The 25,442-nt window shown below is 64.2% G+C and carries 21 protein-coding genes and 1 pseudogene; 11 read left to right on the forward strand and 11 right to left on the reverse strand.

What is annotated here, in order from left to right; translation table 11 throughout:
• Positions 1-18: 18 nt before the first annotated feature.
• From GWK36_RS11665 to GWK36_RS11675, 3 genes are read right to left on the reverse strand one after another with little or no spacing between them, the layout of a single operon-like run.
• On the reverse strand, positions 19-423 hold the full coding sequence (locus GWK36_RS11665) for a type II toxin-antitoxin system RelE/ParE family toxin (RefSeq protein WP_166271307.1): 405 nt from the start codon (positions 421-423) through the stop codon (positions 19-21).
• Positions 423-806, reverse strand: a complete 384-nt coding sequence (locus tag GWK36_RS11670; protein WP_166271309.1) for a helix-turn-helix domain-containing protein — start codon at positions 804-806, stop codon at positions 423-425. The genes GWK36_RS11665 and GWK36_RS11670 overlap by 1 nt, the downstream gene beginning before the upstream one ends.
• Complete coding sequence (locus GWK36_RS11675; RefSeq protein WP_166271311.1) at positions 743-1,321, reverse strand: hypothetical protein; 579 nt, start codon at positions 1,319-1,321, stop codon at positions 743-745. The genes GWK36_RS11670 and GWK36_RS11675 overlap by 64 nt, the downstream gene beginning before the upstream one ends.
• A 115-nt stretch (positions 1,322-1,436) precedes the next feature.
• On the opposite strand from GWK36_RS11675, the gene GWK36_RS11680 reads away from it, so the two are divergent.
• From GWK36_RS11680 to GWK36_RS11710, 7 genes and pseudogenes are all read left to right on the forward strand, one after another.
• A complete protein-coding gene (locus GWK36_RS11680; protein WP_166271313.1) occupies positions 1,437-9,368 on the forward strand; it encodes a YDG domain-containing protein in 7,932 nt (2,643 codons plus the stop codon).
• A 35-nt stretch (positions 9,369-9,403) separates the two neighbouring features.
• Complete coding sequence (locus GWK36_RS11685) at positions 9,404-11,068, forward strand: ShlB/FhaC/HecB family hemolysin secretion/activation protein (RefSeq protein WP_210756767.1); 1,665 nt, start codon at positions 9,404-9,406, stop codon at positions 11,066-11,068.
• Entirely contained in the window at positions 10,960-11,439 is a 480-nt protein-coding gene (locus tag GWK36_RS11690; protein WP_166271315.1) for a transposase, read from the forward strand. Before GWK36_RS11685 ends, GWK36_RS11690 begins: the two co-directional genes overlap by 109 nt.
• On the forward strand, positions 11,436-11,732 hold the full coding sequence (locus GWK36_RS11695; RefSeq protein WP_166271317.1) for an ESPR domain-containing protein: 297 nt from the start codon (positions 11,436-11,438) through the stop codon (positions 11,730-11,732). Before GWK36_RS11690 ends, GWK36_RS11695 begins: the two co-directional genes overlap by 4 nt.
• Positions 11,684-11,836, forward strand: coding sequence for a hypothetical protein (locus tag GWK36_RS11700; RefSeq protein WP_166271319.1), 153 nt, complete (start codon positions 11,684-11,686; stop codon positions 11,834-11,836). Before GWK36_RS11695 ends, GWK36_RS11700 begins: the two co-directional genes overlap by 49 nt.
• Positions 11,835-12,879, forward strand: a pseudogene (locus GWK36_RS15510) (IS256 family transposase); the annotation flags it as partial. The gene GWK36_RS11700 and the pseudogene GWK36_RS15510, both read left to right, overlap by 2 nt.
• Before the next feature lie 64 nt (positions 12,880-12,943).
• Positions 12,944-14,443, forward strand: coding sequence for an IS1182 family transposase (locus GWK36_RS11710; RefSeq protein WP_166271321.1), 1,500 nt, complete (start codon positions 12,944-12,946; stop codon positions 14,441-14,443).
• Between the two features lie 547 nt (positions 14,444-14,990).
• Here the strand turns inward: GWK36_RS11710 and GWK36_RS11720 are convergent.
• Both GWK36_RS11720 and GWK36_RS16120 read right to left on the reverse strand, forming a co-directional pair.
• On the reverse strand, positions 14,991-17,075 hold the full coding sequence (locus tag GWK36_RS11720) for a hypothetical protein (protein ID WP_425482800.1): 2,085 nt from the start codon (positions 17,073-17,075) through the stop codon (positions 14,991-14,993).
• Positions 16,961-17,257 (reverse strand): hypothetical protein, encoded by a 297-nt coding sequence (locus GWK36_RS16120; protein ID WP_166271323.1) that lies wholly within the window; start codon positions 17,255-17,257, stop codon positions 16,961-16,963. The genes GWK36_RS11720 and GWK36_RS16120 overlap by 115 nt, the downstream gene beginning before the upstream one ends.
• A gap of 461 nt (positions 17,258-17,718) precedes the next feature.
• On the opposite strand from GWK36_RS16120, the gene nifV reads away from it, so the two are divergent.
• From nifV to nifM, 4 genes are all read left to right on the forward strand, one after another.
• Positions 17,719-18,879 (forward strand): homocitrate synthase, encoded by a 1,161-nt coding sequence (gene nifV / locus GWK36_RS11730; protein WP_210756770.1) that lies wholly within the window; start codon positions 17,719-17,721, stop codon positions 18,877-18,879.
• Positions 18,876-19,208 carry a nitrogenase-stabilizing/protective protein NifW gene (gene nifW, locus GWK36_RS11735; protein WP_166271325.1) on the forward strand — a complete coding sequence of 111 codons (333 nt, stop codon included), beginning with the start codon at positions 18,876-18,878 and terminating at the stop codon, positions 19,206-19,208. Before nifV ends, nifW begins: the two co-directional genes overlap by 4 nt.
• 234 nt (positions 19,209-19,442) lie before the next feature.
• The gene (locus tag GWK36_RS11740) at positions 19,443-19,904 is read left to right on the forward strand and encodes a nitrogen fixation protein NifZ (protein WP_166271327.1); all 462 of its coding nucleotides are present in this window, start codon (positions 19,443-19,445) and stop codon (positions 19,902-19,904) included.
• Complete coding sequence (nifM, locus tag GWK36_RS11745) at positions 19,897-20,733, forward strand: nitrogen fixation protein NifM (protein ID WP_166271329.1); 837 nt, start codon at positions 19,897-19,899, stop codon at positions 20,731-20,733. Before GWK36_RS11740 ends, nifM begins: the two co-directional genes overlap by 8 nt.
• Before the next feature lies 1 nt (position 20,734).
• Here nifM and GWK36_RS11750 read toward each other — a convergent pair whose 3' ends face one another.
• From GWK36_RS11750 to GWK36_RS11775, 6 genes are read right to left on the reverse strand one after another with little or no spacing between them, the layout of a single operon-like run.
• A complete protein-coding gene (locus GWK36_RS11750; RefSeq protein WP_166271331.1) occupies positions 20,735-21,010 on the reverse strand; it encodes an RnfH family protein in 276 nt (91 codons plus the stop codon).
• A complete protein-coding gene (locus tag GWK36_RS11755) occupies positions 21,011-21,691 on the reverse strand; it encodes an electron transport complex subunit E (protein WP_166271333.1) in 681 nt (226 codons plus the stop codon).
• On the reverse strand, positions 21,688-22,323 hold the full coding sequence (rsxG, locus tag GWK36_RS11760) for an electron transport complex subunit RsxG (RefSeq protein WP_166271335.1): 636 nt from the start codon (positions 22,321-22,323) through the stop codon (positions 21,688-21,690). The genes GWK36_RS11755 and rsxG overlap by 4 nt, the downstream gene beginning before the upstream one ends.
• Before the next feature lie 3 nt (positions 22,324-22,326).
• The gene (locus tag GWK36_RS11765) at positions 22,327-23,397 is read right to left on the reverse strand and encodes an RnfABCDGE type electron transport complex subunit D (protein WP_166271337.1); all 1,071 of its coding nucleotides are present in this window, start codon (positions 23,395-23,397) and stop codon (positions 22,327-22,329) included.
• Positions 23,394-24,908: an electron transport complex subunit RsxC gene (gene rsxC / locus GWK36_RS11770; protein WP_166271339.1), complete on the reverse strand. Its 1,515-nt coding sequence runs from the start codon at positions 24,906-24,908 to the stop codon at positions 23,394-23,396. The genes GWK36_RS11765 and rsxC overlap by 4 nt, the downstream gene beginning before the upstream one ends.
• Entirely contained in the window at positions 24,899-25,441 is a 543-nt protein-coding gene (locus GWK36_RS11775; protein ID WP_166271341.1) for an RnfABCDGE type electron transport complex subunit B, read from the reverse strand. Before GWK36_RS11775 ends, rsxC begins: the two co-directional genes overlap by 10 nt.
• Position 25,442 lies beyond the last annotated feature (1 nt).

The raw sequence follows: 25,442 nt of genomic DNA on the forward strand, positions 1-25,442 counted from the left end.
CGAGCGGTCTCATGCATTTCATCCAGAATTCGACTCTTGCGCCTCGTCGTTGCCATGACACACCTCCACGATCTCACCCGCCATCAGAGCGGTCGCCAGTTGTCGGTCATCAAAAGCCAACAGTTCCTTTGCCATCTCCCGTAACACCTTCAATTCGTCCTGATCGATGTTGGCACGCTCATTCTTGCCAAACCCGTATAGAAAAAACCACCGCTCGGCCAGCTTGGTCGCCACGATGGTCCTCGCTGCGCCCCGCTTGCCCTGGCCAGGCAGCGCAACCCGCTTCTTGACCACATGGCCGCCCAAGTCCGCGTCGATGAGCCCTTGACCCATCTCGGCGACGGCTTTACACAAGGCTTCGTCGGTCAAACCAGCCTTGGCCATCCAGCGGGTGAAGGTGCGGGTTCGGAATACCCTTCTCATCAAAAAATCGTACCATTCGGTGCAATAGCGTGCCAGCCGAGTTCCCGGCATGCGTTCGCCTGCGCCTCCTCGGGTAGCCGGAGCGGCGCGGACGGCGGCGCCCTGGGGTCGGCCTGCCCCGCGCGCTGGTGGCGCAGCCACAGGGCCATGAGGCCGACGCGCCCGCGCACCCCGAGCTTGGCGTAGATCGCCTCGGCGTGCTGGTGCACCGTGCGGTGGCCGATGGCAAGCTGCCGGGCGATTTCCTTTTCGTTCGCATCGGTGAGCAGCAGCGCGAGCACCTGGCGTTCCCGCGGGCTGAAGGGGGCGGCGGCATGGATCAGCCCGCGCGCGAGCAGCGTCTCGCGTAAAAAACTTTGGGCGCCGAGCAGGAAGAAGCGCAAGAGGTCGCGCTCGCGCTCGGCGGCTCGCCCGCGCGCCGGTCGAGCACGAAGTGCACCTCGCAGTCGGCGCCGACCGGCACGCCGCCATCGAGCCGGTCGATGATGCGCTCCTCGCGGAAGGCTTCGTGGATCGTCCAGCTCTGTTGCCATTCCCGCTCGCTCACCAGCTCGGCGCGCAGATGGCAGCGCGGCCTGCCGGCGTGCCGGGCCACCGCCATCACATGCGGATCGACTTCGCCTTGGGCGATGCGTTCGGCGATCTGCAGCCCGAGCGCGAGCCGCCGTTCGCGGTTGTGGAAATGATCCAGCGCGCGGATGCGCCAGCCCGCGTAGGGGTCTTCTGCGGGTTCGCGGCAGATGCCCACCCAAGAGGCGTTCGCTGCGCCGATCATGCGGCACAGCGCTTCGAAACAATGGCGTAGCGCCGCCTCGTGCTCGGCCGCCGGCGCCTCTGCCAGTTCCTGCCACAGCCGCGTCAGGGCGTCCAGATCCGCTTCGCGCACCGTCCTGATCATGAGAAGTCCTCCCAGCGTCCCCCGATCCGTCATCTCCGCTAACGAGCGGATGGTAACACCCGCCGGCCTCATGGAGAATTCCCCGGTTTTCTGAATGAATGGGAAGACCGGAACCATGAACCGCGCTTATCGTCTCGTTTGGAGCGATCGTCTTCACGCCTTCGTCGCCGTGGCCGAAATCGCCCGCGCGCGCGGTAAGCGCGCCTCCTCCGGCCTTGTCTCGGCCCTCGTCGCGGCTGGGCTGCTTGCCGTCCCGCTCGCGCCCGCTTGCGCGGCCAATCTGCCCACGGGCGGACAGATCACCGCGGGCACCGGCACGATCAGCCAGTCCGGCAACACCCTGACCATCACCCAAACCACCGGCAAGATGGCCGCCGACTGGCAGAGCTTCTCCATCGGGCAAGAGTATGCGGTCAACTTCGTGCAGCCCTCGGCATCGAGCATTGCGCTCAACCGCGTGCTGGGCAGCGAGCCTTCGGTCATCCAGGGAGCGCTTTCCGCCAACGGCCAGGTCTTCCTCATCAACCCCAACGGCGTGCTCTTCACCCCCTCGGCCCAGGTCGATGTCGGCGGCCTCGTGGCCTCCACCCAGAATCTCTCCAACGCCGACTTCCTCGCTGGCCGGCTGCGCTTCTCCGGCGCATCGCAGGCGGCGATCCGCAACGAAGGCACGATTCGCGCCGGCGCGGGCGGCACGGTGGCGCTGATCGCCGCCCGCATCGAAAACGTCGGCACGATCGACGCCCCGCGGGGCCAGGTGCTCCTGGGCGCGGGCAAGACCGTCACCCTCGATTTGGGCGGGCCGGTGAGAATCCAGGTCGAGGAAGGGGCGCTCGATGCCCTCGTCGAACAAGGCGGGGCGATCCGCGCCGACGGGGGGCTTGTCTATCTCACCGCCCAGGCCGCCGATGAACTCAGCACAGCCGTCATCAACCACAGCGGCATCACCGAAGCCCGCAGCCTCTCGGTCGATGACAAGGGCGCGATCTATCTCATGGGCGACATGGCCAGGGGGCAGGTCGATGTCGCGGGTACGCTCGATGCCTCCGCCCACCCGGAGGCGGGCGCGGGGGTTGGGGGCGGCTTCGTCGAGACCAGCGCGGCCAAGGTCAAGGTCACCGACGCCGCGCAGGTCAAGGCCGGGCATTGGCTGATCGACCCCAACGACTTCACCATCGCGGCAAGTGGCGGGGACATCACCGGCGGCACGCTCTCATCGAGCCTTGCCTCAGGGGATGTGACGATTGCCTCCAGTAGCGGCACCACCAGCGGCAACGGCGACATCTTCGTGCGCGACGATGTCACCTGGTCGTCGGGCAAAACGCTCACCCTCTCGGCCTACCGCAACATCGAGATCCTCGCCACCATCGATGCCTCGGGCGGCAGCGGCGGCCAGGTCGCTCTCGAATACGGGCAGGGAGCAGTCGCATCCGGCAACACCGCCACCTACAGCCTCACCGGCAAGATCGATCTGCAAGCCGGGCCCAACTTCCTCACCAAGCTGGGCTCGGACGGCACGCCCCTCACCTGGACGGTCATCACCAGCCTGGGCAGCGCGGGGGATGAGTCCAACGCTTCGGCGACCAACAGCCTGCAAGGGCTGGCGCATTCGAGCAAGCTTTCGGGCAACTACGTCCTCGGCGCGGACATCGATGCTTCTGGCACAGCTAACTGGAACGACGATGGCTCTGGCAACAAGCAAGGCTTCGTGCCGATTGGCAATAGCGCCAACAAATTCACCGGCCGCTTCGATGGGCTGGGGCATACCCTCTCGGGGCTCACCATCAACAGATCGACCAACTTCGTCGGCCTGTTTGGCTGGACCTACGGCGCCCGGATCGGCAACGTGGGGCTGGTGGGCGGCAGTATGAGGGGCCAATCCTACGTCGGCGGGCTGGTGGGGTGGAACCAATCCAGCACCGTCACCCACAGCTACGCCACTGGAACCGTGACGGGGAGTAGCGCCGTCGGCGGGCTGGTGGGGATCAACTTCGACTCCAGCGAAATCACCCACAGCTACGCCACCGGCGACGTGACTGGGATTGACAGCTCCGTCGGCGGGCTGGTGGGGAGCAACGCCGGCACCGTCAGCAACAGCTACGCCACCGGCGCCGTGACTGGGAGTGGCAGTGACTTCGGCGGGCTGGTGGGGAGCAACTCCGGCACCGTCAGCGGCAGCTTCTACGCCACCACCGATGCCAACGGAAACACCATCAACAACGGCGGAGTAGCCACTAGCCCCTGGACTGGAAACTCGAACGGCACCGGCAAGACCGCCGCCGAAATGAAGCAGCTTTCCACCTACACCTCGGCAGGCTGGGACATCGACGACGCTGGCGGCACGGGCAAGGTCTGGCGCATCTACGACGGCAACAGCTACCCGCTCCTGAGGAGCTTCCTGACGCCGCTGACACTCACCCCCACCTATAGCGGAAGCGGCAGCGTTGGGAATATCGCCGCCTATGCGGAAACGGGGGTGGATGCCAGCAAGATTTTGACCCCCACGTTTACTCTGGAGAGCAGCGCCACGGCGGATCAGATGATCGCAAGCCTCAGAGGCACCTCCTCCAACCAGCAGGGCTACGACATCAGCTACGCCACGCGCACCATCACCGGCACCGGCAGCGCGGCCAACGACCTGCGCATCATCGATCCGATCACTTTCAGCCAAGGCACGCTCAGGCTCAAAGCCAACGGCAACATTGAAATCCTTACCACGATCGATGCCTCGGGTGGCTCAGGCCAGGTCGAACTCCAATATGGTCAGGGAGAAGTCGCATCCAACAACGACGCCACCTACGGCTTTGGCCTCACAGGCAGCGGCTTCACCGGCAAGATCGATCTGCAAGCTGGGCCCAACTTCTTCACCAAGCTGGGCTCGGATGGCACGCCCCTCACCTGGACGGTCATCACCAGCCTGGGCAGCGCGGGGGATGAGTCCAACGCTTCGGCGACCAACAGCCTGCAAGGGCTGGCAGAGTCGGGCAAGTTTTCGGGCAACTACGTCCTCGGCGCGGACATCGATGCTTCTGGCACAGCTAACTGGAACGTCGATGGTTCTGGCAACAAGCAAGGCTTCGTGCCGATTGGCAATGACACCAACAAATTCACCGGCCGCTTCGATGGGCTGGGGCATACCCTCTCGGGTCTCACCATCGACAGACCTTTGACCGACGGCGTCGGCCTGTTTGGCGCAACCGACGGCGCCCGGATCGGCAACGTGGGGCTAGAGGGCGGCGCCGTGACGGGTAGATTCGAAGTCGGCGGGCTGGTGGGGTACAACTTCAACTCCAGCACCATCACCGACAGCTATGCCACCGGCGCCGTGTCGGGGGCTGGCCCCGTCGGCGGGCTGGTGGGGAGGAACTACAACTCCAGCACCGTCACCCACAGCTACGCCACCGGCGCCGTGACGGGGAGCAGCAACGTCGGCGGGCTGGTGGGGGTGAACAACCAATCCAGCACCATCACCCACAGCTACGCCACCGGCGACGTGACGGGTAGCGGCAGCAACGTCGGCGGGCTGGTGGGGGTGAACAACATCTCCAGCACCATCACCCACAGCTACGCCACCGGCGACGTGACGGGTAGCGGCAGCAACGTCGGCGGGCTGGTGGGGGTGAACAACATCTCCAGCACCATCACCCACAGCTACGCCACCGGCGCCGTGACGGGCAGCGACTACGTCGGCGGGCTGGTGGGGCAGAACTACTACAGCACCGTCACCCACAGCTACGCCACCGGCGCCGTGACGGGCAGCGACTACGTCGGCGGGCTGGTGGGGTACAACGCCGGCGCCGTCACTGACAGCTTCTGGGACACAACCACCACCGGCCAATCGGCCAGCGCCGGCGGGACGGGGCTCACCACCGCCCAAATGAAGCAGCTTGCCACCTTCTCCGGCTGGGGCATCGACGACGACGGCGGCACGGGCAAGGTCTGGCGCATCTACGAGGGCGACAGCTACCCGCTCTTGAGGAGCTTCCTCACGCCCTTGACCATCACCTCGGGCGCCACGGTCAGCAAGACCTATGACGGGAACGCAGTCACCGGCCCAACCGGGTTCACCTTCGCAACCCCATACGATCCCTCGAAGATCCTCCTGAGCGGCACCGTCCTGGGGCAGAAAAACGCCGGCAGCTACACGGCGGCCCTGTATTCCAACCAGCAGGGCTACGACCTCGTGGGCACGCGCAGCGTGGCATATACCATCACTCAGAAGCTGCTCACCGTCTCGGGCATCACCGCCAACAACAAGACCTACGACGGCACGACGGCGGCCACGCTCAGTTACACACCGAGCAACTTCACCGGCTTGGTGTCGGGAGACGACATCACCGCCACCGGCACCTTCACCGACAAGAACGTCGGCACTAACAAGACCGTCAATCTCACCTTCGGCGGGGCGGATGCCGGCAACTACGCCTTCTCCGGGCAAACCACGGCCAGCGCCGACATCACGCCCAAGGCGCTGTCGCTTTCCGGCCTGACGGCCAACGACAAAACCTACGACGGCACGACGGCGGCCACCCTGGGAAGCCTCGGCACGCTCTCCGGCGTAGTCGCCGGTGATAACGTAAGCGTTGCCGGCACCGCCAGCGCAAGCTTTGCCGACAAGCACGTCGGTGCGGGCAAGACGGTGACCATCTCGGGCCTCTCACTCACTGGCACGGACGCGGGCAACTACACCCTGGGTTCTGGCGCCACCACCACTGCCAGCATTACGCCCAAGGCGCTGTCGCTTTCCGGCCTGACGGTCAACGACAAAACCTACGACGGCACGACGGCGGCCACCCTGGGAAGCCTCGGCACGCTCTCCGGCGTAGTCGCCGGTGATAACGTAAGCGTTGCCGGCACCGCCAGCGCAAGCTTTGCCGACAAGCACGTCGGTGCGGGCAAGACGGTGACCATCTCGGGCCTCTCACTCACTGGCACGGACGCGGGCAACTACACCCTGGGTTCTGGCGCCACCACCACTGCCAGCATTACGCCCAAGGCGCTGTCGCTTTCCGGCCTGACGGTCAACGACAAAACCTACGACGGCACGACGGCGGCCACCCTGGGAAGCCTCGGCACGCTCTCCGGCGTAGTCGCCGGTGATAACGTAAGCGTTGCCGGCACCGCCAGCGCAAGCTTTGCCGACAAGCACGTCGGTGCGGGCAAGACGGTGACCATCTCGGGCCTCTCACTCACTGGCACGGACGCGGGCAACTACACCCTGGGTTCTGGCGCCACCACCACTGCCAGCATTACGCCCAAGGCGCTGTCGCTTTCCGGCCTGACGGCCAACGACAAAACCTACGACGGCACGACGGCGGCCACCCTGGGAAGCCTCGGCACGCTCTCCGGCGTAGTCGCCGGTGATAACGTAAGCGTTGCCGGCACCGCCAGCGCAAGCTTTGCCGACAAGCACGTCGGTGCGGGCAAGACGGTGACCATCTCGGGCCTCTCACTCACTGGCACGGACGCGGGCAACTACACCCTGGGTTCTGGCGCCACCACCACTGCCAGCATTACGCCCAAGGCGCTCACTGCCATCTACACGGCGGCCAACAAGGTCTATGACGGCGGTACCTCCGCCACCGTCTCGGCCGCGAGCAGCGACATCATCACGGGCGATAGCGTCAGCATCAGCGCCAACGGCGCCTTCGCCGACAAGCACGTCGGCACCGGCAAGACCGTCAACATCACTGGCGGCGCGCTCTCTGGCGCGGATGCCGGCAACTACGCCCTGCAGAACACCACCGGCACGGCCAGCGCCGACATCACGCCCAAGGCGCTGTCGCTTTCCGGCCTGACGGCCAACGACAAAACCTACGACGGCACGACGGCGGCCACCCTGGGAAGCCTCGGCACGCTCTCCGGCGTAGTCGCCGGTGATAACGTAAGCGTTGCCGGCACCGCCAGCGCAAGCTTTGCCGACAAGCACGTCGGTGCGGGCAAGACGGTGACCATCTCGGGCCTCTCACTCACTGGCACGGACGCGGGCAACTACACCCTGGGTTCTGGCGCCACCACCACTGCCAGCATTACGCCCAAGGCGCTCACTGCCATCTACACGGCGGCCAACAAGGTCTATGACGGCGGTACCTCCGCCACCGTCTCGGCCGCGAGCAGCGACATCATCACGGGCGATAGCGTCAGCATCAGCGCCAACGGCGCCTTCGCCGACAAGAACGCCGGCACCGGCAAGACCGTCAACATCACTGGCGGCGCGCTCTCTGGCACCGATGCCGGCAACTACGCCCTGCAAAACACCACAGGTACGGCCAGCGCCGACATCACCCCCAAGGCGTTGTCGCTTTCCGGCCTGACGGTCAACGACAAAACCTACGACGGCACGACGGCGGCCACCCTGGGAAGCCTCGGCACGCTCTCCGGCGTAGTCGCCGGTGATAACGTAAGCGTTGCCGGCACCGCCAGCGCAAGCTTTGCCGACAAGCACGTCGGTGCGGGCAAGACGGTGACCATCTCGGGCCTCTCACTCACTGGCACGGACGCGGGCAACTACACCCTGGGTTCTGGCGCCACCACCACTGCCAGCATTACGCCCAAGGCGCTCACTGCCATCTACACGGCGGCCAACAAGGTCTATGACGGCGGTACCTCCGCCACCGTCTCGGCCGCGAGCAGCGACATCATCACGGGCGATAGCGTCAGCATCAGCGCCAACGGCGCCTTCGCCGACAAGCACGTCGGCACCGGCAAGACCGTCAACATCACTGGCGGCGCGCTCTCTGGCGCGGATGCCGGCAACTACGCCCTGCAGAACACCACCGGCACGGCCAGCGCCGACATCACGCCCAAGGCGCTGTCGCTTTCCGGCCTGACGGCCAACGACAAAACCTACGACGGCACGACGGCGGCCACCCTGGGAAGCCTCGGCACGCTCTCCGGCGTAGTCGCCGGTGATAACGTAAGCGTTGCCGGCACCGCCAGCGCAAGCTTTGCCGACAAGCACGTCGGTGCGGGCAAGACGGTGACCATCTCGGGCCTCTCACTCACTGGCACGGACGCGGGCAACTACACCCTGGGTTCTGGCGCCACCACCACTGCCAGCATTACGCCCAAGGCGCTCACTGCCATCTACACGGCGGCCAACAAGGTCTATGACGGCGGTACCTCCGCCACCGTCTCGGCCGCGAGCGGCGACATCATCACGGGTGATGTCGTCAGCATCACCGCCAACGGCGCCTTCGCCGACAAGAACGTCGGCAACGGCAAGACCGTCAACATCACCGGCGGCGCGCTCTCTGGCACCGATGCCGGCAACTACGCCCTGCAAAACACCACAGGTACGGCCAGCGCCGACATCACCCCCCGCCCCGTCACCGTCACGGCCGATGCCAAGAGCAAGACAGAGGGCCAGTCCGACCCGCCGCTTACCTACACCACTGGCTGCGGCACGGCGTCATCTGACTGCGGTCTGGTGGCAGGCGAAACCCTGACAGGCAGCCTCACCCGCGTTGCGGGCGAAGCCGTGGGCAGCTATGCCATCCAGCAGGGGACGGTGACCGATGCCAACAATCCCAACTACGCCATCACCTATGTCGGCGCCGATTTGACCATCACAGCAGCGGGTGGCTCGACGGGCGGTGGCTCGACGGGCGGTGGCTCGACGGGCGGTGGCTCGACGGGCGGTGGCTCGACGGGCGGTGGCTCGACGGGCGATGGCTCGACGGGCGATGGCTCGACGGGCGATGGCTCGACGGGCGATGGCTCGGCGGGCAGTGGCTCGGCGGGCAGTGGCTCGGCGGGCGGTGGCTCGACGGGCGGCACGGGCTACGAAGCCGCCCTTGCCAGTATCCAAGCCGGCGCGGCAAACGCGACGGGGGGGTTAACCGGTGGTGGTTCGACCGGCGGCTTAACCGGCCAGGCCATGCAGCCTGCCCAGGGCGAGGCACGCGAACTGGGCAATCTGCCCACGACACTGGCCTCGGTGGCTGGATCGGGGAAGGTGGTATTGGGCAGCGTGCGCATCGAAGGCACCGGCATCCGGCTGCCGGAGGGCATTCTGCCCGATGACGACGAGGTGCGCCGCCGTTGATGAGAACCTGCCCCATGACCCGGAGAACCCCTGCGATGATGACACACACTCACCCGCTCATGCGCTCTTCACTCCTTGCCGCCGCGCTGCTTGCGGCGTTTGCTGCCCACGCCCAGCAAGCGCCTGATGCCGGACGCACCCTGCAGGAGACCGCCCCGCGCACGCTCGAAGCCCCGCGCCTGGCCCCCCGCCTCGACCTCGCCCCACCACAGGAGGCTGCAGTGCTGCCTGGCGGGCCGTCCGTGACGCTCACACGCATTACCATCACCGGCAACACGGTCTTTACCGAGGCCGAGCTACTTGCCCTGCTGGGCGACTACCGGGGCCGCTCGTATGATCTCGCCGGACTGAAAGCGCTGGCGCGCCGGATCACCGAGCACTACCGCGCCCAGGGCTATCCCTTTGCCCGAGCCGTGCTCAAAGCGCAGAAGATAGAAGGCGGAGTGCTCGCCATTGAGATCATCGAAGGGCGTTACGGCAAGGTCGAAGCTCAAGGCGAGATGGCCGAGGAAGCGCAGGCGTTTTTGGAGGCTCTAAAACCCGGAGAGGTCATTTCTGCTGCGCCGCTTGAGCGCGCCACGCTGATACTCTCAGATCAGCCCGGCATCCGCGTGCGGCCCCTGCTGCGCCCGGGGCAGGAGGTCGGCGCGGGCGATCTCATCGTGGAGGTCGGGCGCGAGCCGACGCTCAAGGGCGAAGTGGGCCTGGACAACCACGGCAACCGCTTCAGCGGCCAAAACCGCCTCCGCGCCAACGTGCAAGCCGACAGCCCCTTCCTGCTGGGCGATCAGATCAAGGCGCAGGCGCTCGTCTCCGACGAAGGGCTGTGGCAGGGAAGCCTCGGCTACAGCCTGCCGCTGGGCGCATCAGGCCTGCGCGGGGGATTGAGCTACGCCCACACCTACTACGAGCTCGGCAAGGACTTCAAGAACCTTAAGGCCCGCGGCACGGCGGACGTGGCGGGGCTCAATCTCGCCTACCCGCTCATCCGTTCCCAGGCAGCCAACCTCATCCTCGTCGCAGGCTACCAGCACAAGGCGCTCGAAGACCGCCAGGACGCCACCTCGACCCGCAACGACAAGTCAAGCGACCTCGCGCCCCTCGCCTTGCAGTTCAACCGCCGGGACGGCTCCGGTCTCACCTACGGGACGCTTGCCTACACCGCCGGACAGCTCGATCTCGATGCCGTGCTCGAAGCCGCAGACATCGCCAGCGGCCGCGACACGCGCGGGCATTTCGACAAGTGGAACCTCGATCTCGCCCGCCTGCAGACGACTCCTCTGTCCAACCTCACGCTCTTCGGCCGGCTCTCCGCGCAATGGGCGGGCAAGAACCTGGATTCTTCCGAGCGCTTCCTCCTGGGCGGGGCTACGGGTGTGAGGGCCTATCCGCAAGGCGAAGGTTTGGGGGACGAGGGCTGGCTCTTGCAGCTCGAGGCGCGCTACCGGCTGGGCGCCTTTGAGCCCTATCTCTTCTACGACGCCGGCGCGGTCCGCGTCAACGCCAAGCCCGACGGCATCACCCCGGCAGTTGCCGACAACCACCGCCTCATCAGCGGCGCGGGGCTGGGGCTGCGCCTTGCCAGCGGGCCGTGGAACCTGGATGCGGCCATCGCCTGGCGCAACCAAGGCGGCCAACCGCAATCGGACAGCCAGGATCACAACCCGCGCGCCTGGCTGGCAGCAAGCTGGAGGTTCTGACCTTTGCCGATGCAGGTTGCTGCGCACGTGCCCAATGTCATTCAACCCAGATTGTCCATTACTTCCGGCTCTTTCCCGGCAGCATCAAGAGCCCGCAACTGGTCGAGTTCCTGATCGCGCTCACGCGCCAAATCAAGGGCAAGCTGCTGATCATTTGGGACGGCCTCATGGCCCACAAGAGCCAATTGCTGCGCGAATTCGTCGCATCGAAGGGCGATCACATCGTGCTCGACTACCTGCCGGCCTACGCCCCGGAACTCAATCCGGTCGAATACGTCTGGGGTTATCTCAAAAATCGGGAGATCGCCTCTCTTTACAAAAAAGGGCACCATAATCTTTGCCCGCTCGCCAACACAGGGAGAAACCCATGACCGGACTCAATCACACCTACCGCCTGATCTGGAGCGATGTCGCCGGCGTCTTCGTCGCCGTCGCCGAAATCGCCCGCGTGCGTGGCAAGCGGGCTTCTTCCGCCGTGCTCATCGCGGCGGCACTGTCCGTGCTGGGGCTTTCTGCCCAGGCAGCCAATCTGCCCACGGGCGGACAGATCACCGCAGGCGCCGGCACCATCAGCCAGTCCGGCAACACCCTCACTATCACCAGGCAAGCCCCAAGATGGCCGCCGACTGGCAGAGCTTTTCCATTGACCAGGGCTACCGGGTGAATTTCGCGCAGCCGGGAAGCCATGCCGTGGCGCTCAACCGCATGCTGGGCAGCAAGCCTTCGGTCATCGACCTGATGAAAGCGTTGCTGAAAGAGGCGCTCTAGGCAAGTGCTGGAAGGCGAGATGGCCGAATTTCTGGGGGCGGCGCCGGGCGAACGGACAGAGCGTCGCAACGGCTAGCGTGCTGGCGACTCAAGCCGCGGTCTGGTGACTCGGATCGGCAAGCTGGAGTTGCGCGTGCCGCGGGACAGGAATGGCGAATTCTCCACGGCCCTGTTCGAGCGCGATGCCAGGAGCGAGAAGGCCCTGGTGGCGGCCTTGGCCGAAAGGTATGTGCAAGGCGTCTCCAGCCGCAAGGTCAAGGTTATCACCGAAGAGCTCTGTGGCCACAGCTTTTCGGCCAGTGCCATCAGCAGCATCAACAAAGGGCTTGACGAGGCGCTGGCGCGGTTTGCCAACCGCCCCCTTACCGAAGCCTACCCTTACCTGATCCTCGATGCCCGTTACGAGAAAGTACGGGATGCGGGCGTGATCAGCCACCGGGCGGTACTGATTGCCATCGGCATCAATTGGGAAGGACAACGACAGGTGTTGGCCGTTGAGTTGGCCAACCGCGAGAGCCAGAGTGCGTGGCGCGACTTTCTGATTCGACTCAAGGAGCGTGGCCTGTCCGGTGTCGAATTCGTCGTTGTCCTTCGACCATGCGGGCCTCAAGAAAGCTATCCGCGAGGTGCTGACCGAAGCCGCCTGGCAGCGCTGCTCTGTGCATTTCCTTGAGGATGCCCTGGACGACCTGCCAAGGAAGGCGGACGACGATTGTCTTCAGGAGCTACGCTGGATTTACGACCGCCGCGACATCCAGGAGACCCATCGTGACCTCTCGGCCTGGATCGCCAAATGGGCGGGCAAGTATCCGAAACGGGTCGATTGGGTGGAAGCGAACATCACCGAGACGCTGACGTTTTACCGATTGCCGCGCGAGCATCACAAGCACATGAAGCGCACGAACATGCTGGAGCGGCTCAACGAGGAGATCAAGCGCCGCACTCGCGTGGTGCGGATCTTCTCTAACGCCGAGTCCTGCCTGCGGCTGATCCGCGCGCTGTGCGTCGAAACCCACGAGGCGTGGCTTAAGGACAGCCGTTGAAACTGTCGAAAAAGGGGCGAATCCACCTTAAACGATTGGGGGGTACTCTGGCAGAAGTGACCCCATGCCAAAATTCAAACCCTGCAACTACGCCCAAATGACCATGCTGCCCATCTCCCTCGAAAACCAGATCCTCCCCGGCAGCCTGGAGCACACCATCCACGAAGTGGTCGAAAAGCACATGGACCTTTCGGTCTTCGACCAGCGCTACAACAACGACGAAACAGGCGCAACCGCCATTCATCCCAAAATCCTGCTCAAAGTCATTTTGCTGGCTTACGCCCGCGGCTTGCTCAGTTCCCGACAAATCGAGCGCGCCTGCGTCGAAAACGTCACCTTCATCGCGCTCGCCTGCGGGTATTCCCCCGACCACAGCACCATCGCCAACTTCGTCTCAACCATGCAGGCAGAAATCGAGAGCCTCTTCTGCGACGTCCTGCTGGTGTGCGAAGAGATGAACCTGCTCGGCGGCTCGCACTTCAGCCTGGACGGGGTCAAACTCTCCGCCAACGTCTCCAAAGAGTGGAGCGGCACCTTCGACGAACTCAAGCGCAAGCGCGATAAGTTGCAGGAGAAACTGCAGCAGGCGATGGCAGAGCATCGGCAGGCCGACGCCCAGCCCGAGGTCGAGTTGGAACGCCAGCAGCAGCGCGAGAGACGCCTGCAGCGGGCAGTCGAACGGTTGGAGCAGTTCCTGCAGAGCGAACAGCCCAAGACCGGCAGCGACGGCAAAGAAATCCAGAGCAACGCGGTGGACAACGAATCGGTCAAGATGCCCACCGCCCACGGCGTCGTGCAGGGCTACAACGCCCAGGCGCTGGTTGATTCCAAACATCAAATCATCCTCGCCGCCGAAGCCTTCGCCACCCAGGACCATGACAACCTCGAGCCAATGTTGACGGGTGCGAAAAAGAATCTCAAGGCGATTGGCAAGGACGAGACCTTCTTTCAGGGCAAGACCCTGACCGCAGACAGCAACTATCATAGTGTGGAGAGCCTGGTGTTCTGCCAGACTGAAGGAGTGGACGCCTACATCCCCGACATCCACTTCCGCAAACGGGATGAGCGCTTCGCCGATCGAGACCGTTTCAAGGGTGGACGGCAGAAAGAAGCGCCTTTCTCGCTGACGGATTTCACGTTCGACCCCGACCGACAACGGTATCTCTGTCCCCAGGGCAGGGAACTCACCCTGCACGCCCGCAGCCAGCGCAACCGCTATCGCATCTACGACGTCTACCACGCCCGCCCCCAGGACTGCGCCGCCTGTCCGCTGCGCGAACGCTGCCTGAGCAAGCCCTCCGCTTCCCGCCGCTATCTCTCCGTTCCGACCGCGCAGCCGCCCAATCTGCTCGACGAGATGAAGGCCAAAATTGACAGTCCACAGGGCAAGAAGATTTACGCCCGCCGTTTAGCGATGGTCGAGCCGGTCTTTGCGAACATTTGCGTTCACAAACACATGAACCGCTTCACGCTGCGCTCGAAAGCCAAAGTGGATGTACAATGGAGATTGTACGCACTGGTGCACAATATTGGTAAAATCTGCGTGTTTGGGACGTTGAATTAGCCGAGAACGAGAGCAAAGCCCTGCCCCAACCGCCTGGCATGCCCCCTCACCCCGCCGCGCCAGCCGCCCCAGGCAGGTTTCGCTCCGCGAAAAACGGTTTTTCGACAGTTTCGTTACCTGAACAGGATGCTGCTCGCGGAGCAGAAAAAGGAGGCGTTGAGACTGGCCGCCTGAGGCAACCGCCGATCACGGAAGACGAGGCCGAGGCCTACCTGGCTGCCGATCTCAGGACGGCGCTGAACGCGACACTACTGCCCGGTGCTGGCGAACGATCCCGAGGAGCGGCTGGCTGCCATCGCCGACTTCACGTTCAACCTCGGCGCAGGACGGCTGTAGACCTCGACGCTGCGGAGACGGATCAACCAGCGGAACTGAGTTGCCGCCGTGCGAGAACTACGGCGGTGGGTGTATGGCGGTGGCCGGATTTTGCCAGGTCTCATTGCCCGGCGAGAGGATGAAGTAACGATGTTGATTTGTTGTCCTTCGACAGTTACTTCTCCGTCACCCGGTCATCGAGCCCCAGTTCCCGCAAAGCATTCCGGGTTTCCTAGATAGACTGCTCCGAGAGTCCATCGGACGGGCTTACTTCGACCGCGATGGTAAGCTTCAAGCCCGGCGTGGCCGCAAAGCGGGAGAGCACCTTGGTGTAGAAGTTCATCCATTTCTGCGGAGGAACTTCACCAGACCATCGGATGCCGGCAATCTTCGCTGGCCTGGGAACAGGCGGGGTCGGCGCCGGTTGAGGTTCAATCGGTGTTTCACTTGGTTCCGCACCTCCCCCTGCCCCTGTTCCAGCTCCGATGCCGTTTCCTTGCTCGGAAGCCCCCACCGCCGGTGGCATAGTTTGAGCATTCAGGTAGTCCCGTGCCGCTTCAGCCGTAATGACGAACATGTCATCGGAGAATTCGATGTCCGTCGGGCTTACGCTCTGATTGAATGCGAATGGCTGATATTTGCCGGAAGCACCTTTCCCCACGTAAGCCAGTATTCCACTCTCGACACCGCGCGCGATGGTTTCCTTGATCGTCTCCGCGTTCAGCAAGCGGGGGAAGACGGGCGACGCGTAGAACGCATCGCGGACGGATTTGGTCGCCCATTCCTTGAAAGCGGGTGGCCAGTTCCGCACCAAGAAGTTCGGGCTCACACCCTTCTCCACGTCGCCATCGGCGGACAGCCGGTTAAGGATGTTGGAGATTGGGGTATCCGCCGCACTCGAATGGACGAGCCCGAGATCGACCATCTTCACCGTATTGTCCTTGGCCAGCAGGAACAGGTGCTTGTAGGCTCGCCAGATGGATTCCTTCAGGTCACGCTTGGCCTTGTGAATGTTCTCGGCGAGCTGCCTCTTCTGCGCCTCATCGAGCTTGAGATCGTCTGCCTCATCGCTGATGGCCTGCCATGCCAGGATTTTCCTGGCTTCTTCCCGCATAGGTTGGGCAGAATCGGGAACGACCCAAATGATTGCGCTCTTAAACGTCCTCGATGTCGTGCCGCAATCACGAATCATGGCCTCAACAAATTGACGGGTTGCCTTCTCATCTTCCATCGTCCGGTCGAGGTCGGCAATGACGAGACTGATCACCGGCCGGTCGGCAATCTGAATGCGCTTCTCGGGGAAAAACACCCGCTCGACAAACTCCTTCGGTGCAAAGATCTTTTGAATCTCCCGTTTGATCTCTTCGTCCACCTGCGGCCCCTGCACAGTCGCCCGCCGGTCGGCGAAGCGCTTGTTCAGGTTTTCCTTCAGGCTGAACTTATAGCGGGTCTTCTCGACGTTCAGGTAGTAGCAGGCGTCGGTGAGCGTCTCCAGGACGGTCTCGACGTTCCCGATGTCGCTTTCGGGTTCCCCCACAGCGAGCCGGATCTCCGGAACACTGGCCTCCTGCGCCTCAGCGCCGACCTGCCCGCCGTTGGATTCGAAGAAGATCGTGCTGGCCACCTTGCGGTGGAGCCTGGCCTTCTTGATGGCGTCACAGGCCTCGGAATCGAGCCGCACGGCGTGGGCGTCCTTCTTGCCGGCGATATCCGTGGTAACTGCCGCCTCCAGTTTGGTTTCGCCAAGCTGCTCGAACACGGCGGCACGGAACATGGGGTCATCCAGCGGCGCCGTGCCCAGGGTGATCAAGGGATCGCGCTGCGCCCCCTTGTAGCCCTCCTGGTAGGCCCGGGACACCCACAGGGCCAGCAGACGCAGGATGCCACGCGTTTGTTGGAACCGGGGCAGGGTCTGCCACTTCCGCTCGAAGACGGAAATCACCATCGGATGGAACGGGTAGGTAGCGCGGAATTCCTCGCGGGCCAAGTCCGGATTGATCAGGTTCGGCAGCTGCAACCGATTCTCCTGAATCCAGTCGGCATAGGCCCTACAGGTGTTTTCAGCGTCCTTGTCGAGGATCACTCGGCCATCCGGGGTCACGGCCCGTTCGTCCCATTCGAACAGCCGGCGGCGAATGATCTCGGAGGTCTCCGATTCCACCGATACGATCACCGCCTTGCCCAGCCGATCCAGCAAGTTTTTCAAGCGCTGCTGATCCGCCTCATCCTTGTCCGTGTAGGACAGTTCCGACGCCGGGATCGAACCCACCAGCACCGCGTTGTTGCGCCCGTGGATCGTCTCGGACAGCGCCTGGATGAATTGTAGAGCTTGTTGTGCCAGCCCCGGTCGCGATAGGTGCTGACATAGTTCAGCACCTCGTCCATCAGGATCAGGCAGGGACGATTTGCCGGCAGTAGCTTTTCGATCACATTGCCTTTGGGTTCGGTGAAGTCGGCATCATGCTGGGCGACATGGGCAAAGGATTCCTCCCCACCCAATTGCCAGGCAAGCTCCCCCCAAGGGGTTCGGTCAGGAACGTCCGCTCGAAAAAAGTTGCAGCGTCACGATAATCCTTGGGCGCGGTGCCCACTACGCAGACTGCCAACGGAAAAGAAAATGTTCAGCATCGGGCGCTACTTCGGCGACGATTCGCAATTGACCGCCTTCGTGAGGCTCGATCCCAAGGAGGCGTTGCAAAAGCCGGCGGCGAAGGAGTAGAAAATGGGGCCGGGTAACCGGCCCCTTTGGCCGCGCTTGGCGAGTTTCATGTGCCGCCGGTCGATGTCCACTTCGGGGGTAGAGACCTCGCAACCAGGTACCCGGCGCCCGTCCAAGGCCTCGATACCCGGTAAGCGTCCGACAATTGTGCGATTTAAGACAAAACGCACGGGTCAGACGCTTTAGTCTTTGAATATCAAAGAGTTACCGACATGGCATCTTGTTTGCTTTGATGCCGGTCATGGATACGCGCTCTCGCATCATCATCAACGACACCACGCTGCGCGATGGCGAGCAGTCGGCCGGGGTCGCCTTTTCTCTCGAAGAGAAACTTGCCATTGCGCGCGAGCTCGACGCGCTCGGCGTGCCCGAAATGGAGGTCGGCATTCCGGCGATGGGCGAGGAGGAACGCGAGAGTATCCGCGCCGTTGCCGCCCTGGGGCTCAAGGCGCATCTGATGGTCTGGAGCCGTCTCGCCAGCGCCGACATCCATGCCTGCGCCGGACTCGGTGCCACGCTGATCGACATCTCGGCGCCGGTTTCGGATCAGCATTTACGGCACAAACTGGGCCGCGATCGCCCCTGGCTGCTTGCCGAGATTACGCGTCGGATCGCCCAAGCGCGCGATGCAGGTTTCGAGGTCTGTCTTGGCGGCGAGGACGCTTCGCGCGCCGACCTGGATTTTTTGCGGTGCGTGCTCGAGACGGCCGAGCGCGCCGGCGCCAGGCGCTTTCGCTTTGCCGACACGCTCGGCATCCTCGATCCTTTCGCGGTGTTCGAGCGCATCGCCGCCTTGCGTGCGGCAAGTGACCTCGAGATCGAGATGCATGCTCATGACGACCTGGGTATGGCCACCGCCAACACGCTTGCGGCTGCCAAGGCCGGCGCAACGCACCTCAATACGACGGTCAATGGCCTGGGCGAGCGCGCTGGCAATGCGCCGCTCGAAGAGGTAGTGATGGGGCTCGAGCGCATCTACGGAATGCGTACTGGCATCGACCTGAAAGGCTTTCCCGGCGTTTCCCACCGCGTCGCCCATGCTTCCGGTCGGCCCGTGCCGTGGCAAAAGAGCATCGTCGGCGAGGGAGCATTTACGCACGAGGCGGGTATCCACATCGATGGCCTCATCAAGCACCCGAACAACTACCAGGGGTTCGATCCGGCATTGGTTGGCCGCTCCCACCGCTTCGTGCTGGGCAAGCATTCAGGGACGCATGCCGTGCAGGCCGTGATGGCCAATCTCGGCATCGAACTCACCGAATCGGCGGCACGTCGCCTTGTGACGCACCTGCGTGCCTTCGTCGCTCGCGCCAAACGTTCCCCGAACGAGGCCGAGCTGCTCGTCCTGGCCGAGATGACGTGCGCGCCTGGATCGCACCCAGCGGAAAGGAATAGCGTATGAATGCCCACACCGATGATTTCGTCGCCGAACTGACCGGTCTCGAATCCGCCGAGGATTTTCTCGATTATTTCGGTATCGACTACCGCCCCGCCATCGTTGAGGTCAACCGGCTGCACATCCTCAAGCGTTTCCACGATTACCTCGAAGCTCATCGCCAGCGATCGGGCGAGCCTGGCTATGCGGAGTATCGCGCCCTGCTGGTGCGCGCGTACGAGGATTTCGTGCATTCAGACGCCTATACCGAAAAGGTGATGCGCGTCCATCAGAAAGCTGCCGGCATCGCGCGCGTGTCGATCGCTTCCCTCATCCGCAAAGGTCGGCAGCCATGATCCTAAAAACCCCAGTTGACCGCTTCTCAAGGCGAAAAATGTCTTCGAGAATCAGAGCTTGCCGCACCTTTTCCCCTCACCGAGAGGGTAACCCCGCTACGCACCCACTGGCACGCGCCGGCGGGCGCCTGGCTTTGTTGCTCCTCCTTGCAGGCATGAGCCTGCGGCGTCGTCGCGTCGCGCCATGCACCCGCCTGCACGCACCATTGGGCGCGTTCAACTGAGGTATTTAGGATGATCGACGGCGCACGCTGGGATTACGGCGATGCGGTGCGCGTGACGCGCAACGTGAGAAACGACGGCACCTATCCCGGGGCGGCCACCGGTGAACTCTTGGTGCGGCGCGGCAGTGTCGGCTATGTCGTCGATATCGGTACTTTCCTGCAAGACCAGATCATCTACTCGGTGCATTTTCTCGAGGCCGGCAAGATCGTCGGTTGCCGCCAGGAAGAACTGATCGACCTCGATGAGCCCTGGGTGCCGAGCCGTTACGAGGTGCGCGAGCGCGTGCGCACTGTCAAGGCGCTCGTCATCGATGGCGAAGTGCTCGTGCCGCTCGGCGCGATCGGCGAAATCCTCAGGGTGATCCGGGAAACCGACCCGCCCGTCTACCATCTTCATTTCGACTGCCAGCCGGGCCGCGTTTTCGTCGTGCCGGAGGCGGCGCTGGAAGCGCTGGAGCCGCGCCATGACTGAAGCGGCCAGCCCCTGGCTCGTCCTCAAGCTGGCGCACGAGTTCTACGGCAAGTCGCCGCAGGCGCTCGCTGCCGAGGAGAGTCGGCGCATCGCCGTGATCGCGCAAAGGCAGGCCGAGATCGAGCGGCGCGTCCTCGCCAGCGTCGAAGCCGCCGGCGTCGTGCTTCCCGCGGCAATCATCGAGCGCGCGCTCGCCGAAATCCGCGCGCGCTACGACAGCGAAGACGACTACCGCGCCGATCTTATGCGCGCCGATCTTTCCCCGGACAGCCTGCGCGCCGCCGTCGAGCACGACCTCCTCGTCGAGGCCGTGCTAGAGCGGGTCGCCGGCCGCGCCCCAATGGTGAGCGACACCGACGTCGAAATCTTCTACCTGCAGAACCACGCGAAATTCGCCAAGCCCGAAACGCGCACGCTGCGCCACATCCTCGTCACCATCAACGACGCCCTGCCCGGCAGCGAGCGTCATGCCGCCGCCGCGAAGATCGCCGCAATTCTCGCGCGCTTACGCAAGGATCCCACACGCTTTGCCGAGCAGGCGCTCAAGCATTCGGAATGCCCGACGGCGATGAACGGCGGGCTGCTCGGCACGCTGCCGCGCGGCCAGCTGTATGCCGCGCTCGATGCCGTCGCTTTTGCTTTGCCGGCGGGCTCTCTCTCCGACATCGTCGAATCGCCGCTGGGTTTCCACATCCTATGGTGCGAGAAAATCGATCCCGCGCGTACCGTGCCGCTTGCCGAGGCCCGGGAAAAAGTGCGCGCGCATCTGACCGAGCAGCGCCGGCAGGCGGCGCAAAAGGCGTGGATCGCGTCGCTGCCCGCGGCTTGAGCTACTCCGCTTCGCTGGTGCCATCCTTACGCGGCACCGTCTGCGGATCGCAGATGATGGGGCGGTAGATCTCGACCCGGTCGCCGGAGCGCAAGACCGTGTCCGGCTTGACGATCCGGCCAAAGATGCCCACCTTTTGCTTAGCCAGATCGATGTGCGGGAACTGCTTGAGGATGCCCGAGCGCGCGATGGCCTGCTGTACCGTCGTGCCCTCGGGCACCTCGATGTTGAGCCAGATCTGGCCACCGGGCTCGGCATAGGCGATGCCGATCTGCATTTACACGCCCTCCGGAGAAAGATCGGCGCCGGCGGCAGCAGCCCGGCGCGCCGCGAGGCGGGCTTCGAGCACGCGCTTGGCAGCGAGCAGAACGCCCAGAGCGAAAAAGCCGCCGGGTGGAAGGATCATCATCAGCGCGCCGTTGAAGTCCTTGGCCAGCGTCGTTTCGAGGAAGGAAAAGCCTGGGCCGAGCAAGAGGCTCGCCTGCGCGAATAGCGTGCCGCTGCCGAAAAGTTCGCGCACGAGGCCGATGACCGTCAGCGCGAAGGTAAAGCCGAGACCCATGAACAGGCCGTCGATTGCGGCATCGACCACCGGCGATTTCGAGGCGAAGGCTTCGGCGCGGCCGAGGATCGCGCAGTTGACGACGATCAGCGCGATGAACAGCCCGAGCACCTTGTAAAGGTCGTGCAGCCAGGCGTTGAGCGAGAGATCGACGAGGGTGACCAACGTAGCGATGACGACGACGAAGACAGGAATGCGCACCGCCGGACTGACGAAATCGCGGATCAGTGCGATGATGATGTTCGAGACCGTCAGCACGGCCGTGGTGGCGAGCCCCATGCCGAGCCCGTTGGTGCCGCTGGTCGTGACGGCCAGTGTCGGGCACAAAGCAAGCAGCTGGGCGAAGACGACGTTGTTGTGCCACAAACCATCCTGGATGAGTTGACGCATTTTCATTGCAGGATCTCCTCACGATGGAGGGCGAAGAATTCGAGACCGCTTTTCACCGCCTTGACGACCGCGCGCGGCGTGATGGTCGCGCCGGTGAACTGGTCGAACACGCCGCCGTCTTTCTTCACCGCCCACTTCTCGGCGGGCGGATCGCCGAGCGACTTGCCGTCGAAAGCAAGAATCCACTTCGACTTGGCGATATCGATCTTGTCGCCCAGACCCGGCGTCTCGGCATGCTTGACGACGCGCGCACCGAGGAGCCGCCCCTCGATATCGACGCCCATCAGCACGACGACGTCGCCTGCATAGCCGCGCGCGGCCATGCGGAACACTGCGCCGGTGATTCTGCCTGCCTTGCGCGCGCGATAGACCGTTATGGGCGTCATGTCGTCCGCACCAGCACCTCGTGCCGTCTTGCCAGCGCCGATTTTCACGGTGTCGTTGAGCAAATCGTTGTCGCTCGACTCGGCGGGCAGCACCTGGGCGAGCGATGCGGCGAGGTCATCCGCCTCGGCTTTCGCGATGCCTTCGTGCGTGAGGTGCTTGCCGAGCACCAAGGCGGCGGCGCACAGCATCGCAACCAAGCCCAGCGAAACACCTTGATAGACCAGCTTGTCGCGCCAAAGAGCGATGTCCATTGCCTAAGTCTCCAAGGGCCGGCCTTTGCGGTCGCGGCCATAGATGCGCGGCTTGACGAGGCGGTCGATGACGGGCGTCATGGCATTCATGAGCAGCACCGCGAAGGCAACACCCTCGGGATAGCCGCCGTAGGTGCGAATCAACCACGTCAGCAAGCCGCAGCCAAGGCCGAAAATCAGTTGGCCGATGCGCGTGTTGGGCGAGGTGACGTAGTCGGTGGCGATGAAAAAGGCGCCCAGCATCGCCGCGCCCGAGAGCAGATGCGCGGAAGCCGAGAGGTAGCGCGCCGGATCGACCTCATGGGCGATCAGCGCCGGGATGGCGATGCCGGTGAGCATCGCGAAGGGAATGTGCCAGGAAATGATGCGCAACCAGAGGAGCACGAGGCCGCCTGCGGCGATCAAGAACGCCGAGGTCTCGCCCAGGCTGCCGGCGCGCTCACCGACGAAAGAGAGCGCCGGCGGGGTCGTATTGAGAAGGTCGATGCCGCGCGAAAGCTCAGTCTTGGAAAAACCCAGCAGCGTGGCGCTGGTCACTGCGTCGACGTTCGGAATACCGTTCAATACGATCTGCAAACCCTGCACGAAATCCGGTGCGCCCGCCGAACCGATCGGTAGCGGTGCGATCCATTGCGTCATGGCGACCGGGAAGGAGATCAAGAGCGCAACACGCGCCACCATCGCCGGGTTGAAAAGATTTTGGCCGAGACCGCCGAACATCTGCTTGGCGACGACGGTGGCGAACAGGCCGCCGATCGCGCCGAGCCACCAAGGCGCCCAGGGCGGAAGCGACAGGGCGAGCAGCCAGCCGGTGAGCGCGGCCGAGCCGTCGAGGAGCACAGGCATGGCACGGCGCCGCATCAGGTGCAGGCAGAAGGCTTCGCCGAAGAGGGCGGACAACACGGTGATCCACCACAGATGCACGGCCGGCCAGCCATAGAGCCAAAAACCGTAGAGCGTCGCCGGCGCGAGCGCGAGCATGACCTTGGCCATGATGAGCGAGATGCTTCCACCCGCATGGGCATGGGCGTGCGGCGAGGAAAGCGGTGTGACAGTCAGTTTCGCCGTGCTCATGCCGTCGTCTCGCTTTCTGCTGCCTTGCCGACCGCGGCAGCGGCCTCGGCAGCCTTTTGCGCCATGCGCTCAGCCTTGCGGCGTGCGGCGGCCTCGGCCTTTTCCTTCGCTTCGCGCTCGAGGCGCTCGGCGCGCAGGGAGGCAAGGCGCTTGGCGGCCTCGTTGCGCAGTTGTGCGCGGGCCTGCGCAGCGAGTTCGCCCTTGGCATGGTTGAAATACTGCACCAGCGGGATGTGCGACGGGCAGACATAGGCGCAGCAACCGCAGGCGATGCAATCCTTGAGGCCGAGATCGACGGCGGCGGATAGCGCCCCGGCGGCAATACGCGCCGACATTTCAAGCGGCAAGAGCCCAACCGGGCAGGCGCGCACACACGAAGAACAGCGGATGCAGGGGCCGGCTTCGTGCGCGGCGGTCTCGGCGGCGGTCAGCGCGAGAACGCCGCTCGTGCCCTTGACGACGGGCACGCGCGCGTGCGGTAGCAAGCTGCCCATCATCGGCCCACCCATCACGAGTCGTGCCGGCGCCGCCTTGAGACGGGCGAAAGCCAGCACCTCCTCGACGAGCGCGCCGACTGGCACGCGGATGTTGCCGGGAAAGGCGATGGCGCCGCCATTGACGGTGACGATGCGCTCGACGAGCGGACGCCCCTTGCCTAACGCCTCATACACCGCGTAGGCCGTACCGACGTTATGCACCAAAACGCCAAGATCCGTGGTGCGCCCGTCGGCGGGCACTTCCTGGCCTGTGAGGGTCGAGAACAGGTGTTTTTCCGAACCCATCGGATAGCGCGATGGCACCGGTCTCACGCCGATCTCGTGCCAGGGCCGTGCGGCCTCGCGCATCGCAGCGATGGCTTCGGGCTTGTTGTCCTCGATGCCGACGAGCGCCCGTCGCGCGCCGGTCGCTCGCATCATCAGGCGAATGCCTGTGACGATTTCCGGGGCGGCATCGCGCATGAGACGGTCATCGCAGGAAAGATAGGGTTCGCACTCGCCGCCGTTCAAAATCAGTGTATGAATCTTCGCCTTGAGGGCGAGGCCGAGCTTGAGCGCCGAGGGAAAGGTCGCGCCGCCCAGCCCCACCACGCCGGCGGCGGCGATGCGCTGCGTGATTTCCTGCGCTGACAGCGTGAAGGGATCGACGGGCTCCGTCTCGATCCAGGCATCCTCGCCATCTGCCTCGATGATGATCGCGGCGACGGGCAGCCCCGATGGATGGGGTGCGGTGACATCACGGATGGCTGCAACCGTTCCCGAGGTCGGCGCGTGGATCGCGGCGGAGGTTGCGCCTTGCGCCTCGGCGATGAGCTGTCCTTTTTTTACTTTCTGCCCCGCGAGCACGATAGGCCGTGCGGCCGCGCCAATATGCTGTTGTAGCGGAACAAAGAGCCGCTCGGGCAGAGGCAGGCAGCGTAAGGGCGCATCAGCGGCGGGGCGCTTGTGGTCGTGCGGATGCACGCCCCAATGGGTCGCTTCGATCAGCGCGAGAAATTTTTCCATCAGGCCCATGCCGATACGTCCTGTTGCGGTTTGGGCCAGACCCAGTGCTGTAGGGTGACGGGCACAGGCTCCATCTTGAGCGCCTCGGTCGGGCAGCGGTCGACGCACTTGGCGCAGCCTGTGCAGGCTTCGCGCAGCACGCTGTGGATTTGCTTGGCGGCGCCGATGATGGCGTCCGTTGGACATTCCTTGAGGCAGCGGCAGCAGCCGATACAGATTTCCTCCTGCACGACAGCGATCTTCGGTCCCTCATCGGCGACGGCCGACAGATCCACGCTGATGCCCAAGAGCTTGGCGAGCGCCTCGACGAGCGCCTTGCCGCCGGGCGGGCAGATCGTCGGAGGCGCCTCGCCCTTTGCGATGGCGGTCGCTGCGCCGGGGCAGCCGGGAAAGCCGCACTGGCCGCAGTTTGTGCCCGGCATCAGCGCCTCGATGGCGGCGACTTCTGCATCGGCCTCGACGGCGAACTTTTTTGCCGCAAAACCGAGGCCAAAACCCAAGACGAGGCCGAGAAGGGTGAGCGAGAGGATGGCGGCGGTCATG

This window comes from Caldichromatium japonicum, assembly GCF_011290485.1.
Taxonomy (GTDB): Bacteria; Pseudomonadota; Gammaproteobacteria; order Chromatiales; family Chromatiaceae; genus Thermochromatium; species Thermochromatium japonicum.